Here is a 16,562-nt window from a genome sequence, read left to right as displayed (position 1 = left end):
TTTAGTCAGGTAAGTTTAACCAAATCGGTGTGAGGGGTGCCTGCGGCAATAGGCACTGGAAATGCTCAGGATAATAGGCATTGATGAAATACAAGCCATCCCCTGAGGCCGTAGGCGGCGCAATTGTCCGATCCTCTTTGCTCAAAATATTTAAAAAGTCTGCTGGTTCTAGCTCATGTTTGCCAATCGCGTATAGCGTACCCATCAAGTTACGAACCATGTGATGCAAAAATCCATCTGCCTGTATATCGAACACAATAAACTGACCATGAGCAAAAAGGTCGGCATGACTGACGGTACGTACTGGCTGATTGGACTGACAGGCCGCCGCACGGTAGCTGCTAAAATTGTGAGTACCAACGATATCGGCAGCTGCCTTTTGCATCGCTGCTAGGTCTAAAGGCTCATAGATATGGGTAACCTGATGATTGAGTATAGCAGAACGCTGCGCTTGATTGAGTGTGATATAACGATAACGACGGGCAATCGCACCAAAACGCGCATGGAAATCAGCTGGCATCGGCTGAATCCAGCGCAAAGCAATATCGTCAGGTAGTAGGCTATTGACACCCCGTAACCAGTTATGAGTAGGGCGATACGCATGCGTGGTAAAATGAGCAATCATATTGCTGGCATGGACACTGGCATCAGTACGTCCAGCGGCAATGACTTCGACGGATTCATTGGCGACCTTGCCGATAGCGGTTTCTAGTGCTTCTTGTACACCCAGCACTTCTCGTTGCCGCTGCCAACCATGATAGTGCGTACCCAAAAACTCAATCGCAATCGCCAAAGTATAGGTTGGTGAACGTTCAGGTTCGATAGTTTCAATCTTAGACATTTTGGTTTCTAAGCTTATAAAGTTGGAATTAATTAAAGAGCATTTATCGCTTTTTGATGCTTGTGCCAGGTTGACTGACATTATTCAACCAGCGCTGACGACGTCTTGCTGGACTGTCATAGCGCAGTAGCAACCATAACAACCGTGCATAAATAGCAGGGATGGTTAAGCGTCCACCAGCAATAACGTGGTAGTCATATTGCCAACTGCCTGCCGCGTAGCTGTCGCTCACACCGCCAAACGGACATTGACTGGCAGATATCACCATGTGTCCATGCTCGTGAACCAAATCAAGCGTCTTTGCTAGTGCAGCCGAATAGGGAATATTCCCCGCGCCAAATCCTAATAGGATAATGCCACAAGGCGGCTGTGATAATAACGCTTGTAGTTGATCATTGAGCACCTGAACATCATTAGGTAAGCAGTATAAAGCATGGATCTTGGCCTGCTCAGCACTTGCTTTGATATTGGGTAGTAAGTCTTGCTGATCATCCAGCCAATGCTGTCTACAAGTATCTGATAGATTTCTTATATAACTATTGGTTGGATACGCTGCTCGAGAATGCCCAGTAAATGCCATAAGGTCATGACTGTGAATTTTTTGCACGGTTTGTGCAGGCCACGATTCACCGCCAAAACTGATCTTGACACCTGATTCACCAGCCGTAGCTAGTTTTAATGAGTCGTTAAGGTTGCCCCAAGCGTCGCTATGAGCATTGATATCGTAGGAGTGAATCACTTCACTATCTAATAACGGCCGCATACTTCCAGTAACCACAATACAAATATCGCTACCGGCAAACGCTTCTGCTAAAAATGCACCTAAATAACTCAACGTGTCAGTGCCACTAATCAGGACAAAGCGTCTATCACCTTGACTATAAGCATTCAGTAATAGCTGATAAAAATGTACAAAATCAACTGGCGTAAGCTGGCTACTGTCTTTGATCAGCGTGTTGTCTAGCCATGAAATTGCTGGTGAACCAGTCGTATTGCTTTGCTCAGTCAGTAGCTTTTGTAGCGTAGGTAAAAAGACGTCTGCCGATAAAGGCGCAAGCGGCTTGCCATAGCTACCAAAGGTACCACCAGCATAGATTAATTGAACGGGGGCAGACATGTTTTTGGTCATAAAAGAAGATGGCATAGTATCAATACAGTAAATAATTATGAAAAAAGAAGCGCCAGAGCGTTTATTAGTGACAGGTTGAGAGGTCAGTAATAGATAGTATCAGAATTAAATGCAAAAAATCAGCAAGCCTCCGATAATAAGAGATACTTGCTGATAGGCACCTAAACGACTGATTATGCTGTGCGCTCAAGTAATAGTTGTGCTTGTTGTTTCTGCTCACTATTACCCTGAGCGATCACTTCATTAAGCAAACGTTTGGCACTGTCATATTCGCCTAATTGTAAATACTGATTGGCTAAATCTAGCGTCACTTGATTGCTATCTAATGATTTTACAAAGTCAAAATCTGCTGCAAAGCGCGATGAAAAATCTTCTGCTGATTCAACCGCTTCAGTGGTGTTATCAGATTCGAGCTCCACTGGTGCGGTTGTGGAAGCTGGAGCTTCTAATAAAGAATCAGTGTCTATGATATCGAAGTCATCAGCTATAGGCGTGTCATCATCAAATCTTAACGACGTAACTGGCGTGGTATCTGACGCTTCAAAAGCATTAATGTCAGTGTCATCATTGATCAGTTGTTCTTCAAAACTTAAGTTTGCAACGCCATTATCTTCGAGAGTACTACTATCAGAATCAGCGTTTTCAAAGTCAATATCTTCCAAAACAAAGCCATCAATATCGTTACTTACGTCAGTAGTAGATGGCTCATTAATCGCGAAAGTGTTAACGGCATCAATGTCGTCTGATTCGTCCAGATCGTCTAAAGATAAAGTAAAGTCATCTTCAATGTTTTGAACAGCATTGCTATAAGCTTTTTCTTCATTTTTATTAACAGAAGCATCTTTATCTGCATCGGCTGCTAAATCATCAAAATCTAAGATGAAGTCGTCTTCTAACACTAATGCTTCGCTTTCACTGTCTTGAACATCTGATACGTTAGAATTTTTAATTAAAGTGTTTTCTGCAGGTGATTCAAAATCGAACTCAAAGTCACTAAGGTCGTTGTCTTCTATGACCTCATTATTCTTGGCCTCGTTATTTTCGATAGTATCAGTATGGTCGCTTGTAGAAATATAAAGGCTATCATCATCTGTGGCCAATGATGTAACAGGAGTCTCATCAGTAGCATTTGACTCATTGAAATCATCTTCTAAGTCACTGAGCGTCAGATCAAAGCTATCGTCTACGTTTTCAGTAGACTCACTTGAAAACACTGGGCTATCGATAGGTTCATCTATTACAGCATCGTTATTATCTTTAATAACAGGACGAGCAGATATGTCAGCTGTATCATCGGCTTGATTAGTAGTAGATAAATCGAAATCTAGACTATCAAAACGATCATTATTATCTTCTATTGCTACTTCTGGTGCGGCTACTGGACTTTGCTCTCCAATGTATAAATCTTTTAATTCATCAGCAAGCGTAATGGTTTTTGCGTCGTTATGAGTTTTAATGCTGTTATAGACATCATGAAAGTTTTCTGGCTGATCTAGCGTAGCGTATATGCTCAATAGCTTAATAGATAACTGACTGTCATTAGGCTTTTCGTTTAGTCCACGATTGATCGTTTCAATGGCTTTGTCGTAGCGCTGTTGATCCATGAAACGCTGGGCAATCGTAATATGATCGAACTTATTGCTATCATTTTGATTGGTTTGGGCAGCAGTGCCATAATCCGTTTTTGATGCTGGTGCAGCGGTATTTTTTACTGAGCTTGCAGGTGGTTGTACACTTTGTTTTTGTGCTTTATTTTTGCGCAATAAAAAACCAGCGACTAACAGGATAAGCACCAATCCGGCGATGATATATAGCATATTGTCCATAGTTATTCCTACTCCTAAGATCACAGCATCGTGCGTTGATCCGTTAGGCAATTATTGATTGCGTAGTTTTTTGAGACGAGCTTGTAGCTCAGCCAGTTTTTGATTTTGTAATTGAAGCTTTTTCGTATAGTTGTCCAGCGCGCTGCTGGTTTTTGACAAGCGCTGAGCTTGTGAGGCAGTCTCTTGTCTTGATGCTTTTAGCGCTGCTAATATATCGGTGCTTAGACCATTGCCTTTATCTGCAGCTGATTTGGCCTGAGTGCCATCTGCATTACCATCATGACCAGGGGCAAGGACAGAAAACTGTGCTTGTGGCAGTTTCTGTGTTTTAGTGGTAGTCGGTTTCTTAGGTACGCTGGCCGCCTGTACTGTCTCAGACGACTTTTTGAGTGCTGTTTGCGCTGACTTTTTTACCACAGGCGTATTTGCTCTACGACTGTATTGTCTTTGGGCATTAATGGCATCCTCTAAATGTTGCTGTGAAGGGATGACATCGTAGCTGGGTAGGCGAAGCTTAGCATCAGCTTTTAACTGATCAGCATCTTTGTTGATAAAAGCATCAGGATTCTGTGACTGAATCTGTTTCATTACTGTTGGCGTATCGAGATTATTCTCGCGCGCTATCTGCTCCGCGATCATCCACAAACTATCATTGCGTTGCACCTGATATTGAGTGGTCGCATTCCTCGTTACTTTATTGCTAGCTGTACTTGGATTATTCATAGTTTTGGATGGTACAGGTGATGCTATATTAGCAGGTATATTGCTGCCTTGAGCTGCGGCGATAACACGATTGTCTGAGTCGATTGCACTTTTTGAGTTATCTCTCGCTTTAGTGGTTGTTGCTTTGACAGGTGAGCTTGCCATGAGGTCAGAGTCTGCTTTACTGCTTGGTTGTATTTGGCGCGTCACTTGTATGTTTAGGATATCAAGCTGCTTGTCAGTACTTGGCTTATCCGCCGCAACTACGTTGTTATGAGTGCGCGCCTCAGTACCGCCTTTATCATCAGGTGTCATGGTACCGCTACTACTACTTGCTACACTTAATGCACGGTTATCCGAAGTGTTCACCGAGCTTTGGCTGTTACCAATAGCAGTTGAATGACCGGTATTATTTTTTATGTCAGCATTGTTGTTTAAGCGACCATTATTGAGACGGCTAGGTGTATAAGTAAGACTGTTGACCTGTGAGGTAGCCGTCACTGTTGGCGCCTGAATATTAGGTGCTGGTGATGTAGAAGCCAACAATTCAGTCGCTGGTTTGCTTGGTTTTGATAACTTGGGCGAGGATATAGCAGGGGCCGACATCAGTGGCGGCGGCGCGCCTTTTCTAACCGTCAAAGGCATGGCATTACTTGCAGAAACGCTAGGCAAATTTGGCTTCTTGGCACCTGTGGCGATATTCTTACCAGTATTGATAGGTACACTATCTTTTAATGGCATCAGTAGCGTTTTTGGTACCATATTTTGCCGACCATTATCATTAATCGCTAAAACGACATCAGCAAAAGGCTTAGATACTGGCTGTGATGTGGTAATAAAAACTTGACCGCTGGTCGCTGAGGTGGGCTGAAAACGCACTGTCATAGAGTCAGTCGGGGTCAACCCCATTTGCTGGTAAATGGTCGAGTTTGCCAAACTGGCAGAAAAGTCAGCTGCGCGAATATTACTGACGACGATGCTCGCTACTAAAGGCTCATGCTGGGCCGAAGTGACTACCGTCTTACCAATGGTTGCTGCTTGTACGCTCGGCACTAACACGGCGCAGCCTACAGAACAAAATAGTGCCATCGATACCGCGCGATGTACAGTAGTCAAGCGACGAGATAGATGACAAGACATGAGCAGCCCTTTAGTATAAATAAGTTGTCTTTGCTGTTATAACAAAATACCGTTTAGTTTACCAGTTTATTTCACAACTGTTGTGTCCGATGCATAAAATGTTTATACAGTGTTCAGTGAGCTTTTTTATCTAGTAACATGGCATCGCCATAACTAAAGAATCGATACTGTTTTTCGATAGCATGTTGATAGGCGTGTTCAATAGATGCCTTACCTGAGAATGCTGATACTAGCATTAGTAGTGTCGATTTAGGTAAGTGGAAATTGGTCAATAACCGATCGATAACGCCGAATTTGAACCCAGGATAAATAAATATATCTGTATCGCCTGACCAACTAGAGAGTGCCTGACCGTCAATGGCAGTTTTTTGATAAGCCGTTTCGAGAACACGCGTCACTGTGGTACCAATCGCAATAACCTTTTTACCATTCGCGTGCGTTTGATTGATGAGGTCTGCCGTGGTCTGCGGCAAATGTGCGTATTCACTATGCATGGTGTGATTGAGCAGGTTATCTGTTTTGACGGGAGCAAAAGTACCCGCCCCAACGTGCAATGTAACAAAAGCGGTGTTGATACCTTTCTCGTCAAGCTTGCTCAGTACGGATTCATCGAAGTGTAAGCTTGCCGTTGGTGCAGCCACGCTGGCGAGCTTGGCAGGATCATGAAAAACGGTTTGATAACGAGTGTTGTCATTGTCATCAGCATGGCGCTCAAAGTAGGGCGGGATAGGCAGTTCACCATAAAGCTCTAGATGCGGCAATATCGGCGCATCAAACGCCAAAATGAATAAGTTGTCTTGGCGACCAATCATCGTAGCGCTCATATGACCATCGGCAAGTTGTAAGCGTTGACCAAGCTTGAGCGCTTTGCTGGCTTTTATGTGGCAAAGGGCAATATGCTCTTGATTAACTGCTTCATCATTGGTGTCTTTTAGATGCAGTGGCACTTCATCCAAGTCCGAAATACCAACTAGGCGTTCAATCAGTACTTCAAGTTTACCGCCAGTATCCTTTTGACCAAATAAGCGTGCTTTCATCACCTTGGTATCATTAAAGACAATCAGATCTCCAGCCTCTAATAAGTGAGGCAACTCAGAAAACAAACGATCTTCTACAATATTAGTGGTAGTGGACTGACTGTTGGCTGGCAAGTATAAAAGTTTTGAAGCAGAGCGCTGCGCTAATGGGTAGCGTGCAATCAGACTATCTGGCAGCTCATAGTCATAATCTTCAACGCTCAGATAATCTAAGACGTCGTTGTTTTTGGCGGTATCAGTTGGCGCGTCAGTATCAGCAGAGTCAATGTGAGAGTCGGTCATAATCAGTCTTTAAATGGATAGGGATTTTGGCATAATTGTAGCAGAAATACCTTTGTGAGAGGATACTTTGCTCAGCAGTAATCATGTATAAGATATGCTTCAAACCTATAAATAGCCTAAGTAAATATTATAGGCTATGTCAACTTACAAAGAAGTTTTATCAGTTGTAGACTAATTTACTCAAATAGATTTAGTTGAGGCAGTAACTGAGCGGCAGGTGCTAACGAAGAAAAAGTCACACCAACTAGCCGAATAGGCAGCTGGCGTGGAATATCCAAGAATAGCTTATCTAGCCAATAATGTGCAGACTCAGCGCTATCAAACGTCGTAGAAAGCGTGTGTGAGCGAGTGATTTGAGTAAAGTCTGAATATTTGATTTTTAGAGTAATGGTATGAGCGACTAACTGCTTTTGGTGCATTTGATTAAAGGCATCGGCGTTTTGCTCATATATTTGGGTGAGTAGCGCGTCATCATCATTTAGATTATCTTTGAATGTGGTCTCTGAACCAACAGACTTGTGCGTGCGTTCAGACTTTACAGGGCGCGCATCGCGGCCATGAGCAATATCATGATAAAACTGACCACGTTTACCAAATTCTTGTACCAATACGGCAGCTGGTGTGCGCCGAAGATCAGCGCCATTACTCACACCCATCGCATGTAAGCGCTTTGCCGTTGCTTTGCCTATGCCATGAAACCGCTCAATGGGTAGCGTGCTAATAAAGTGATCTGCCTCTTTTGGCGTAATGATGGCTGTACCGTTAGGCTTATTGATGTCAGAGGCAATCTTGGCGAGCATTTTATTAAATGACACGCCAGCAGACGCAGTCAATCCTGTATATTCCAATATCTGCGCACGTAACCAATTGGCCATCAATGTCGCTGAGCCTTTGTGTACAGATAACCCTGTAACATCAAGATACGCTTCATCTAATGATAGCGGCTCCACATGGGGCGTTAAACTATGCATAATGCGGCGAATATCACTACTGACCGCTCGATAAACCTCGAAACGCGGTCTTACAAATATCACTTCTGGGCAACGTTTGCGAGCTTCATAGCATGACATTGCAGAGCGTACACCGAATTGACGCACCTCATAACTGGCAGCGGCAACCACACCTCGACCATTAGGATCGCCACCAACCACCAATGGCTTACCACGTAGTTCAGGAAAATCACGCTGCTCCACACTGGCATAAAAAGCATCCATATCGATATGAATGATTTTACGGGAGTTCAATTGAATAGAGTCTGTCATATTCAATATTTTACCTGAATTAATGGCTTTTTCTATTATCAATTGTTAGAGACCAAAGTAGCTTTTCCGTAAATTTTTGACTAAACCGCAATAATATTTAACTATTGATATATATCGGTAATTAAATGTAGTGTAATATTATGTACAGCAAACAAGACAACTTTATAAACCTTATGCTAATGTTAGCGAACAGTTGTTTTCTATCAGCATCTTTTATTAAGGGGTTTGTTAAGTTATTTTATTTTAATAAACCGTCTATCTTAATAGAGCTGCCATTCATCGTAAATTTGATGGACATCTATTATAGTTGGCAGATTAAAGTTTTAAACTATAAGTATTCACAGTAATAGGCACGGTAACAAGAGTAGTTAACGCCTCATATATTTTTAGTACTGTAAAAAGACGTTGTTTGTAGCGCTCATACCAAACTTGTGAATTGAGTACTGGTAGATTAGCTCTTTAAAAAAATATCGTTGCTAGAGAGTTCAGAACGACCAAGGAGCAGAAAATGAATAACGAATTGAAAGGGAGTGATTTAACACGGGCAATGCTAGCACGCGGCGAAAAACGAATATGGTGTGCAGTTTGCGATGACAGCGACGAGCAAGCTATGATGGATCATTGTGGTAATGACTTTACCGCGTATATTGTGTCGTTTCGTAATGGGTCTTTTTATTGCAGTGCTGGCATGCCATGGAGCTATGCCGTACCGATTAAGATAAGTGTTGTTAGAGAATCTGAAGTAGCGATGTAAACAAAGAATTCACAGATATAAAAGTAACAGACACAAAAAAACCTCCGAAAAGGGAGGTTAGATTGTACTACTATATGGTACCAGTGGTCGGACTCGAACCGACACGCTTTTAAAGGCAACGGATTTTGAATCCGTCATGTCTACCAATTCCATCACACTGGCATGTTAGAAGATAATGTCTATTAAATAAATATTATCGAATTGGGTTACAGGGTTAACTCTGTATAGGCTGCGTATTATAGCAGCCTATTTTTGATCGTCAAGAATTATTTAAGATTAATTCAAAAAAATATTCTATCCTACAAAAGCACGCTCAACCGCGTAGTCTGCTTGTACACCCATACGCGGTGAAACGGTTAGTCCAAAGTCATCCAAAATGGCTGAAACTTCAGCATTAAACGGCATGCTACCGCAAATCATGACACGATCGTCGTCTTTATTCATCGGTGGTAAACCGATATCTTCGAATAATTTGCCAGACTTCATCAAGTCTGTGACTCGGCCTTGGTTTCTAAATTCTTCACGAGTGACAGTCGGGTAGTAGATGAACTTTTCGCGGAACCATTCACCAAAGATTTCATCATTAGGCAGCTCATTTTCGAACATATCGCGGTAAGCCAAATCATCAACGTGGCGGACACCATGAACCAAAATAACTTTGTCAAAACGCTCATATACTTCAGGGTCACGTGCCAATGCCAAGAAAGGGGCAAGTCCGGTACCTGTTGAGAGCATGTATAAATGTTTGCCAGGTAATAAATCATCTAATACCAACGTACCTGTTGGTTTTTTGCTGACCAATAGCTCATCGCCGACTTTGATATGCTGCAAACGTGAGGTTAAAGGGCCGTCTTGAACTTTGATGGAGAAAAACTCTAAATGCTCTTCGTAGTTAGGGCTGGCAATCGAATAGGCACGCAACAGTGGCCTACCATCGACAACAAGACCAATCATCGCAAATTCGCCATTACGAAAGCGTAGGCCATCGTCACGAGTGGTTTTGATACTAAATAGAGAGTCATTCCAATGATGAACCTCTGTGACCGTTTCGGTGCGAAGTTTTGACATAAAGTCCTCGTTAATTAATAAGTGGTTATCGCTGTCGTTAGGCTTAAATACGTATTAAATCAAAATTTTCAATGATAGATTAAAAAATATAAAAACCTATCAGTATTCTAATAGTTATCGAAAAAGCTGAATGTTAAAACGTACCTACCGTAAAATTCAATAATCAGGTTTATCTATCAGCCGATAGGGCTGTAGACTATTTTTCTTGCATGTTAAATCATCAGTATTGATAAGAGGAGTTACAAATAAGCCAAATGTAAAAGACTCTCATCAAAAAATTTCTTGCACATGATATCAAACTTTAAAGTAAAAATCCGTCTAGCTGCTACCCACCAGCATGATAAAATGGAATATCGTTAGTGAGTAATTTTGTATCATTTGGCCAAATTGTCTAAAAAGAACCGTTTTTTATTACTGGAGCCGCGCTATGTCTGATGACAATATGTCTTTAGATAACTCTCACCACGCCCCAATCATTGGCTACCATCGTGCGCCGCTTTCACAAAAATTTGGGGCGCCGAGGCAGCCAAATTTGGTCGCATTGACCAGCGTGATTGAAATGCTAGCGCCCTACGATACACCGGCGGCGTTTGAGGGTTTAGAAGACTTTAGCCATATATGGGTCAGCTGGCAGTTTCATCATAATTATCGAGATAAAGACAATAATCAAGCCAATAGTAGCTTCCGGGCGCAAGTGCGGCCACCAAGATTGGGCGGTAATCAAAAGATTGGCGTATTTGCCAGTCGCAGTATGTATCGTCCATCAGAGCTAGGACTGTCCGTTGTCAAACTTGAGCGTATTGAGATAGTACAAGGCCGTGTGCTACTTATCATCAAGGGTGCTGATATGATAGATGGCACGCCAATTATCGATATAAAGCCGTACGTAGCTTATAGCGACGTGCTTCTGGATGCAAAAAGTGGATTTGCGCCAATTGCTCCAGTATTGTTAGATGTGGTGATGACAGAGGCGGCTTACGAACAATTTATGCTGCTAGCAAGCGTAGGAGAGCCTGCTGAAATCAGTAATAATGATGCAAGCCATAGCTCTATAAAGAGTGTACCGAAAAGTGCTACAGTTGCTTCGATGGTCGAGCACATACAAAGTCAATTGCTAATCTCTGATATCGATGCTATCAAAGCGCTAATTGCGCAAGATCCAAGGCCTGCATACCGCCGCAGAGAGAAAGAAACCTCATTTATCATGCGCTATAAGTCTGTTGATGTGAGCTTTTGGCTGATAGACTCAGGACAGTTGCAAATAACAGCGGTAGTGGCAATATAAGTGATATGAATCGATAGCATGTTTGTCAACGTACCCCAAACAATAAAAGAAGAAAAATATGGCTGCTCAGAATTATTCGATAGTGATTGATTTACGCTGGTGCCTAGATGAATTATTGGCAGATAAAGTCATCGATCAACGTGGCTATAATTTGGTAATCACCAGCCGCCGAAACAAAGCGCAGCATCCATTGCTGACGATTAGTGAGTTTGGCTTGCCCAATGGCCATGCCCTCGATAGTAACTCTGACAATAAGTTGACGCTGGCATGGCTAAATCAGTGGCTAGCGGCCAAAGCAGACATGCCACTCGTTCGTATCGATCCATTAAAAGTTGACGTCCCGGCAGTGACGCAGCTGATGTCTTTTGAATATGCACGCTCACAGTATATTTTGCCCATTGAGGTCACTTTAGATGAAGTGGTTATCGGGACAGATCAGCCTTTTTATACCGATTGGCACTCAAATATCGAAAAGCTAATCAAGTCAAAAAGCTATCGCACGGTTTATATTAATCCTGAGCAAATCAATCGCTACCGCCAAGAGTTCTATCAAGTCACGCAAGCCATAGCTGGGGCGAATAGTGTTCACAAACGTGCCGCGGCTGATGTTACTAATGTCGAAGCATTGCTGCAACTGGGCGATAATACCAACCCTGATGCCAATGACCAGCATATTGTCAGAGTTGTTGATTGGCTCTTACAATATGCTTTTGAGCAGCGTGCCAGTGATATCCATTTAGAGCCGCGCCGTGAGACGGGAAAAGTGCGTTTTCGTATTGATGGTGTGCTGCATACTGTGTACGAGATGCCACTCGCGATTATCGTGGCGGTGACGGCACGTATCAAAATTTTAGGACGATTGAACGTTGCAGAAAAACGTAAGCCGCAAGATGGTCGACTAAAAACGCGTACGCCGAAAGGGCTAGAGACTGAGCTACGTCTCTCTACCATGCCCACCGCTTTTGGAGAAAAGCTGGTCATGCGGGTTTTTGACCCTGAAGTGCTCGTGCGCTCGTTTGCTCAGCTTGGTCTGTCGGGTAAGCAGCTTGAGACATGGCATGAGCTGACCGCAAATCCCAACGGCATTATTTTGGTCACGGGCCCAACCGGATCAGGTAAAACCACCACCCTTTATAGCACGCTCAAGCAGCTAGCCACTGAGCAGGTGAATGTCTGTACGATTGAAGACCCCATTGAGATGATCGAGCCTGCCTTTAACCAAATGCAGGTCAATCCAGGTGTCGATTTGTACTTTGCGGATGGTATTCGCTCCCTGATGCGTCAAGATCCTGACATCATTATGGTTGGGGAGATTCGGGATGCAGAAACAGCAAATATGGCAGTACAAGCCTCACTGACGGGGCATTTGGTACTCTCGACCTTGCATACCAATGACGCACCAAGTTCTATTACGCGCTTGCACGATCTGGGCATTCAGCCTTTTTTGACCTCAGCGACTATATTAGGGGTCATGGCACAGCGCCTGTTACGGACGCTATGTCCGCACTGCAAAAAAGCAGTAGAGGTGACGCCGGACAGCGAAATAGCCATTCAGTGGCAAGAGTTGGTACAACCTTGGCGCGCGCCAGTACCCACACAGATTTATACCGCGCAAGGCTGCGAGCACTGTCGACATACTGGCTATCAAGGACGAGTCGGGCTCTACGAGATTATGCCTTTATCCAATGAGTTAAAAAAATTGGTCGCCGCCGATGCCAATTTAGACGTACTTAAGCAGCAGGCATACCGCGAAGGGGTGCAACCCTTACGTGTCTCTGGTGCAAAACGCGTGAGCGAAGGGGTGACAACGATAGAAGAGGTGATGCGTGTGGTGCCGCTACATTAGTATGAGGCATTTACAAACCAGATTATCAACAATAGACACACCTAAATATTGCTGTGTTTGACTATAGCGATATTTTCTCGACTTGAAAATATAAGTCTTTAGAGCAATCAACACACTAACGAATGTTAAATTTCAATAACTTTTACTGATATTGTTCCAATAACGAGATTATTTATGTTTACAGATACACATTGCCACCTCAACCGCTTAGATCTAACCAAATATGATGGCCAGTTGTCCGGCGCGATTGACGCCATGAAAACGGCTAATGTCACTCGCGCGATGGCGATCATGTGTGATTTTGCTGAATATGATGAGATTGCTGATATTGTCAGCACTTATAATGATGAGACTTTAAACCTAGGGATGAGCGTCGGTATTCATCCTTGTGAAGACATTGGTATATTACAATCAGCGACAGTCGAGCGTCTGATAGAAACGGCCAAAGCGGATCATGTGTGGGCAATTGGAGAGACAGGACTCGATTATTACTGGTCAACAGAAAACAAAAAAGAGCAGCAAGCCAGCCTTGCGCGTCATATTCATGCCAGTCAGCAACTAAAAAAGCCACTCGTCATCCATATGCGTGATGCCAAAGAAGACACGATTGATATTCTAAAAAGTGAAGGTGCGGAGCATGGCATCATTCATTGTTTTACTGAAGATTGGGAGACAGCGAAGCGTGCGCTAGATCTAGGGTTTTATATCTCATTCTCAGGTATCGTGAGTTTCAAGAGTGCGCAAGACATCAAAGATGCAGCTCAAAAAATGCCTAGAGACAGAATACTCATTGAAACTGACAGTCCATACTTGGCGCCAGTCCCCAAACGCGGCAGACCAAACGAGCCTGCATATGTTCCCTACGTGGCAAACTGTATCGCAGACATGTATGGATGTAGTAGCGAGGAAGTCGGTGCGCTGACGGCAAAAAACTTTGAAAATTTACTGGCACAGTATCATTAAAATGGTTATGCTATGACCACTCAGTCATTTATTTGATAGTCTTGTGGTTCAATCCCCTTAGGTATGTATCACACTAAATATAGCCACCTGATTATCAATGACTATTTAGCAAACATAAGCATATTCCCTTTTGTGGTCCTCGAGCAGTCTTGGTACAGTCTCATACTTTCATTGCCGATGTACTGCCGTAAATGATGGTTGTATGCTTAATCTTGTCATGTTTTAGGAGAGATTATGAGTCGTCAGCATCAGTTTAAGGCACGAGAAGAAAATATCTTAGCGATGGCAGAGCAATTGCTACTTGAGTCAGGCGATGGTGATATTACTTTGGACAGTTTGGCCGATCAGCTCGACTTGGCCAAAGGCACACTTTATAAGCATTTTTCTAGTAAAGATGAGCTTTATTTGCGTATTATTATTCGTTATGAAGAGCAGCTATTCGATATCAACCGTATTGATGACTGTCCCTCGGCAGGCGTTGCTCGTATGATTTTTCAGCAGCTATTCAATCCGCAAAAAGCCATGCTATTGAATCAAATCGAAGAGCGTCTGGCAGCATCGGTCACTGGTCTGAATCGCTTATTTGGCGAGTTGTATGATATTCGTCGCCAGCGTATGAAGCGCTTGATTGATATTATCAGTGCTTATCTGAAAGACGAGCATAGTAGTCTGAGTACTCGCGATTATTTATCTTCTATTTGGGCGATGGGTCAAGGCGGTGCGGGTCTACTAAACTCAAGCTTTTATCAGCGTTATTTGGGTCGACGTGACACCTTGCGCTACGCCTTTGTTCAGCAAATGCTAGAATTGCCGAGTCATTATCCTGCCGAAGATGAAGAGGTGATGGATGAGGATATGCAAGAGTTGGTCGAGCAAATCGATACAGAATCAGAAGAGCATCGCAATACCAATTATTAGGATGTCGACTGATTTTCGATGTCATTGATTATTTAGTGTTACGTGTTGTCATACCTGATATGGCAGCACGTCAAAATGTATCTTTCAATGTATCTTTCTTAGCGTTCATAAAAATGAACGTTATCACCCTATATACAAAACTGAATTACAGGCTTATAGGTGCAATATGCCGGTCACTGTCAAGACTCAGTCCAGCTCAGCGGCCAATTGCCCTTTAGCCATCGTTGGTCAAACGCCAGTCGGTCAAACACCTTGTCCAAATCGCTTTGGTATTTTAGCTACATCGTCTGATTGTAGTTGTCTCTCTCTATCAAGTAATGCATGTCCCTCACAATATACCTCATCAATAAGCAGTCATAAGCAAAGTGGTTTTACGCTGGTTGAAATCGTGGTAGTGGTGGTGATTCTATCTATATTTGCCGGCATGATGAGTCTGTCTGTCGGCAGTAGTGACTCTCGCAAAAACCGCGCCTTTTATGAACACCTCACTGATTCACTGAGCTACGTCCGTTTGCTATCAGCTGAGCGTATGCAGCCGATGGGCTTACGTTTGCAGGCAGATAAGCAGGGACAGGTAGCGCCTGTAATCGTTACCTTATCGAATCCTTATATAGCCTATCAAACGGCTGATATTTCAGTAGGTAACAGGGACAGCCAGCCAAAGAACGCAATGGAGCTGTCTGCTGATTTGAGCAGTCTGTCAGACTCTACTGGAGAGACTCAGCCAACACCGAGCTGGGAGATTGAATCAGAGGTTAGCCTGCCTGAGCTGCCCGCTGGCGTGAGTATCAGAGTGCAGAGCTTGGATGCTAGTAATTCAACGAGTACAGGACGGACGCAAACGCTACAGCCTTGGTTTAGTGATCAAAGCGTGCCGCAGGTACTATGGTTTGGTACGGGCCAAGCGACGCCTGTCACCATCGAAGTAATTCACGATTCGCGTCTGGTGGGTGAGGTGATTACGATAATGCCCGATGGTAGTATGATGATAGGGCAGGGATTATAGTGAATAAGTTGTCCAAATATTCTGCGACGAAGGCTCAGCCTACGTCTCTCAAATCTATATCACTTAAGTCTGGGCGCGAGAGTGGTTTTACCTTGATTGAGGTAATGGTTGCCTTAGCCATTCTGGCAGTAGTGGCCGTCGCGGCGAGCCGTGCTAGCAGTGCGTATTTGAAATCGGTTGATATATTGCGCACCCGCACGCTTGCTCATTTTGTCGCACAAAATGCCGCTGCTGATTTACGTATTCAAGACACATGGTTGACCGCCAACCGTACCCAAACGATTAATGCTCAAGGGCGTGACTGGCAAATAGTCATGACTGTCGGTGATGCCATCACACCTGCACTAAAACAAGTAAATATCGCAGTGGCGCCTATCATAGACGGACAGGCAGGCACGTCGGTCACTGATATTAGTGTCATGCTAAGCAATGCCGACCAAGATACGGGCAGTTTAGATTTAAGTAGTGAAAGTAGTATCGGACAAGCAGGGGGCGGCTTGTGA

Annotated in this window: 14 protein-coding genes and 1 tRNA gene; 7 read left to right on the top strand and 8 right to left on the bottom strand. The window is 43.5% G+C overall.

All coding sequences use genetic code 11. The annotated features are described in order from the left end of the window. Window position 1: 1 nt before the first annotated feature. From truA to dinB, 6 genes are all read right to left on the bottom strand, one after another. Window positions 2-841 carry a tRNA pseudouridine(38-40) synthase TruA gene (gene truA, locus BTW00_RS10590; protein WP_075107383.1) on the bottom strand — a complete coding sequence of 280 codons (840 nt, stop codon included), beginning with the start codon at window positions 839-841 and terminating at the stop codon, window positions 2-4. Between the two features lie 43 nt (window positions 842-884). Then, the gene (locus tag BTW00_RS10585) at window positions 885-1,958 is read right to left on the bottom strand and encodes an asparaginase (protein ID WP_256714055.1); all 1,074 of its coding nucleotides are present in this window, start codon (window positions 1,956-1,958) and stop codon (window positions 885-887) included. A 185-nt stretch (window positions 1,959-2,143) separates the two neighbouring features. Continuing rightward, window positions 2,144-3,796 (bottom strand): FimV/HubP family polar landmark protein, encoded by a 1,653-nt coding sequence (locus tag BTW00_RS10580; protein WP_075107382.1) that lies wholly within the window; start codon window positions 3,794-3,796, stop codon window positions 2,144-2,146. Window positions 3,797-3,847: 51 nt separating this feature from the next. Beyond that, a complete protein-coding gene (locus BTW00_RS10575) occupies window positions 3,848-5,638 on the bottom strand; it encodes a peptigoglycan-binding protein LysM (RefSeq protein ID WP_075107381.1) in 1,791 nt (596 codons plus the stop codon). A gap of 113 nt (window positions 5,639-5,751) precedes the next feature. Further along, window positions 5,752-6,957: a tRNA preQ1(34) S-adenosylmethionine ribosyltransferase-isomerase QueA gene (queA, locus tag BTW00_RS10570; RefSeq protein WP_075107380.1), complete on the bottom strand. Its 1,206-nt coding sequence runs from the start codon at window positions 6,955-6,957 to the stop codon at window positions 5,752-5,754. 176 nt (window positions 6,958-7,133) lie between these two features. Continuing rightward, on the bottom strand, window positions 7,134-8,219 hold the full coding sequence (gene dinB, locus BTW00_RS10565) for a DNA polymerase IV (protein WP_075107379.1): 1,086 nt from the start codon (window positions 8,217-8,219) through the stop codon (window positions 7,134-7,136). 508 nt (window positions 8,220-8,727) lie between these two features. Between dinB and BTW00_RS10560 the strand changes: the two genes are divergently transcribed. Further along, window positions 8,728-8,973: a hypothetical protein gene (locus BTW00_RS10560; protein WP_058023809.1), complete on the top strand. Its 246-nt coding sequence runs from the start codon at window positions 8,728-8,730 to the stop codon at window positions 8,971-8,973. Between the two features lie 75 nt (window positions 8,974-9,048). Here the strand turns inward: BTW00_RS10560 and BTW00_RS10555 are convergent. Continuing rightward, a tRNA-Leu gene (locus BTW00_RS10555) sits at window positions 9,049-9,135 on the bottom strand. A gap of 132 nt (window positions 9,136-9,267) precedes the next feature. Beyond that, window positions 9,268-10,041 carry a ferredoxin--NADP reductase gene (locus BTW00_RS10550; RefSeq protein ID WP_075107378.1) on the bottom strand — a complete coding sequence of 258 codons (774 nt, stop codon included), beginning with the start codon at window positions 10,039-10,041 and terminating at the stop codon, window positions 9,268-9,270. Window positions 10,042-10,468: 427 nt separating this feature from the next. Here BTW00_RS10550 and tsaA point away from each other — a divergent pair, with 427 nt between their 5' ends. From tsaA to gspI, 6 genes are all read left to right on the top strand, one after another. After that, a complete protein-coding gene (gene tsaA, locus BTW00_RS10545; RefSeq protein ID WP_075107377.1) occupies window positions 10,469-11,326 on the top strand; it encodes a tRNA (N6-threonylcarbamoyladenosine(37)-N6)-methyltransferase TrmO in 858 nt (285 codons plus the stop codon). A gap of 58 nt (window positions 11,327-11,384) precedes the next feature. Beyond that, window positions 11,385-13,172, top strand: coding sequence for a GspE/PulE family protein (locus tag BTW00_RS10540; protein WP_075107376.1), 1,788 nt, complete (start codon window positions 11,385-11,387; stop codon window positions 13,170-13,172). Between the two features lie 174 nt (window positions 13,173-13,346). After that, window positions 13,347-14,135: a TatD family hydrolase gene (locus BTW00_RS10535; protein ID WP_075107375.1), complete on the top strand. Its 789-nt coding sequence runs from the start codon at window positions 13,347-13,349 to the stop codon at window positions 14,133-14,135. A gap of 234 nt (window positions 14,136-14,369) precedes the next feature. After that, window positions 14,370-15,053, top strand: coding sequence for a TetR/AcrR family transcriptional regulator (locus BTW00_RS10530; RefSeq protein WP_058023814.1), 684 nt, complete (start codon window positions 14,370-14,372; stop codon window positions 15,051-15,053). Between the two features lie 166 nt (window positions 15,054-15,219). Further along, window positions 15,220-16,059, top strand: coding sequence for a prepilin-type N-terminal cleavage/methylation domain-containing protein (locus BTW00_RS10525; protein WP_083603630.1), 840 nt, complete (start codon window positions 15,220-15,222; stop codon window positions 16,057-16,059). Then, the gene (gene gspI / locus BTW00_RS10520) at window positions 16,059-16,562 is read left to right on the top strand and encodes a type II secretion system minor pseudopilin GspI (RefSeq protein WP_227517161.1); all 504 of its coding nucleotides are present in this window, start codon (window positions 16,059-16,061) and stop codon (window positions 16,560-16,562) included. The genes BTW00_RS10525 and gspI overlap by 1 nt, the downstream gene beginning before the upstream one ends.

This window comes from Psychrobacter sp. C 20.9 (assembly GCF_001921765.1).
GTDB lineage: Bacteria > Pseudomonadota > Gammaproteobacteria > Pseudomonadales > Moraxellaceae > Psychrobacter > Psychrobacter piscatorii_B.
The sequence above is the reverse complement of the archived record's forward strand: the minus strand, read 5'-3'. Positions and strand labels throughout refer to the sequence as shown.

Bases quoted from the DNA above. Each gene is read 5' to 3' on its own strand.
- truA (WP_075107383.1), bottom strand. From the start codon at position 841: ATGTCTAAGATTGAAACTATCGAACCTGAACGTTCACCAACCTATACT.
- BTW00_RS10585 (WP_256714055.1), bottom strand. From the start codon at position 1,958: ATGTCTGCCCCCGTTCAATTAATCTATGCTGGTGGTACCTTTGGTAGC.
- BTW00_RS10580 (WP_075107382.1), bottom strand. From the start codon at position 3,796: ATGGACAATATGCTATATATCATCGCCGGATTGGTGCTTATCCTGTTA.
- BTW00_RS10575 (WP_075107381.1), bottom strand. From the start codon at position 5,638: ATGTCTTGTCATCTATCTCGTCGCTTGACTACTGTACATCGCGCGGTA.
- queA (WP_075107380.1), bottom strand. From the start codon at position 6,957: ATGACCGACTCTCACATTGACTCTGCTGATACTGACGCGCCAACTGAT.
- dinB (WP_075107379.1), bottom strand. From the start codon at position 8,219: ATGACAGACTCTATTCAATTGAACTCCCGTAAAATCATTCATATCGAT.
- BTW00_RS10560 (WP_058023809.1), top strand. From the start codon at position 8,728: ATGAATAACGAATTGAAAGGGAGTGATTTAACACGGGCAATGCTAGCA.
- BTW00_RS10550 (WP_075107378.1), bottom strand. From the start codon at position 10,041: ATGTCAAAACTTCGCACCGAAACGGTCACAGAGGTTCATCATTGGAAT.
- tsaA (WP_075107377.1), top strand. From the start codon at position 10,469: ATGTCTGATGACAATATGTCTTTAGATAACTCTCACCACGCCCCAATC.
- BTW00_RS10540 (WP_075107376.1), top strand. From the start codon at position 11,385: ATGGCTGCTCAGAATTATTCGATAGTGATTGATTTACGCTGGTGCCTA.
- BTW00_RS10535 (WP_075107375.1), top strand. From the start codon at position 13,347: ATGTTTACAGATACACATTGCCACCTCAACCGCTTAGATCTAACCAAA.
- BTW00_RS10530 (WP_058023814.1), top strand. From the start codon at position 14,370: ATGAGTCGTCAGCATCAGTTTAAGGCACGAGAAGAAAATATCTTAGCG.
- BTW00_RS10525 (WP_083603630.1), top strand. From the start codon at position 15,220: ATGCCGGTCACTGTCAAGACTCAGTCCAGCTCAGCGGCCAATTGCCCT.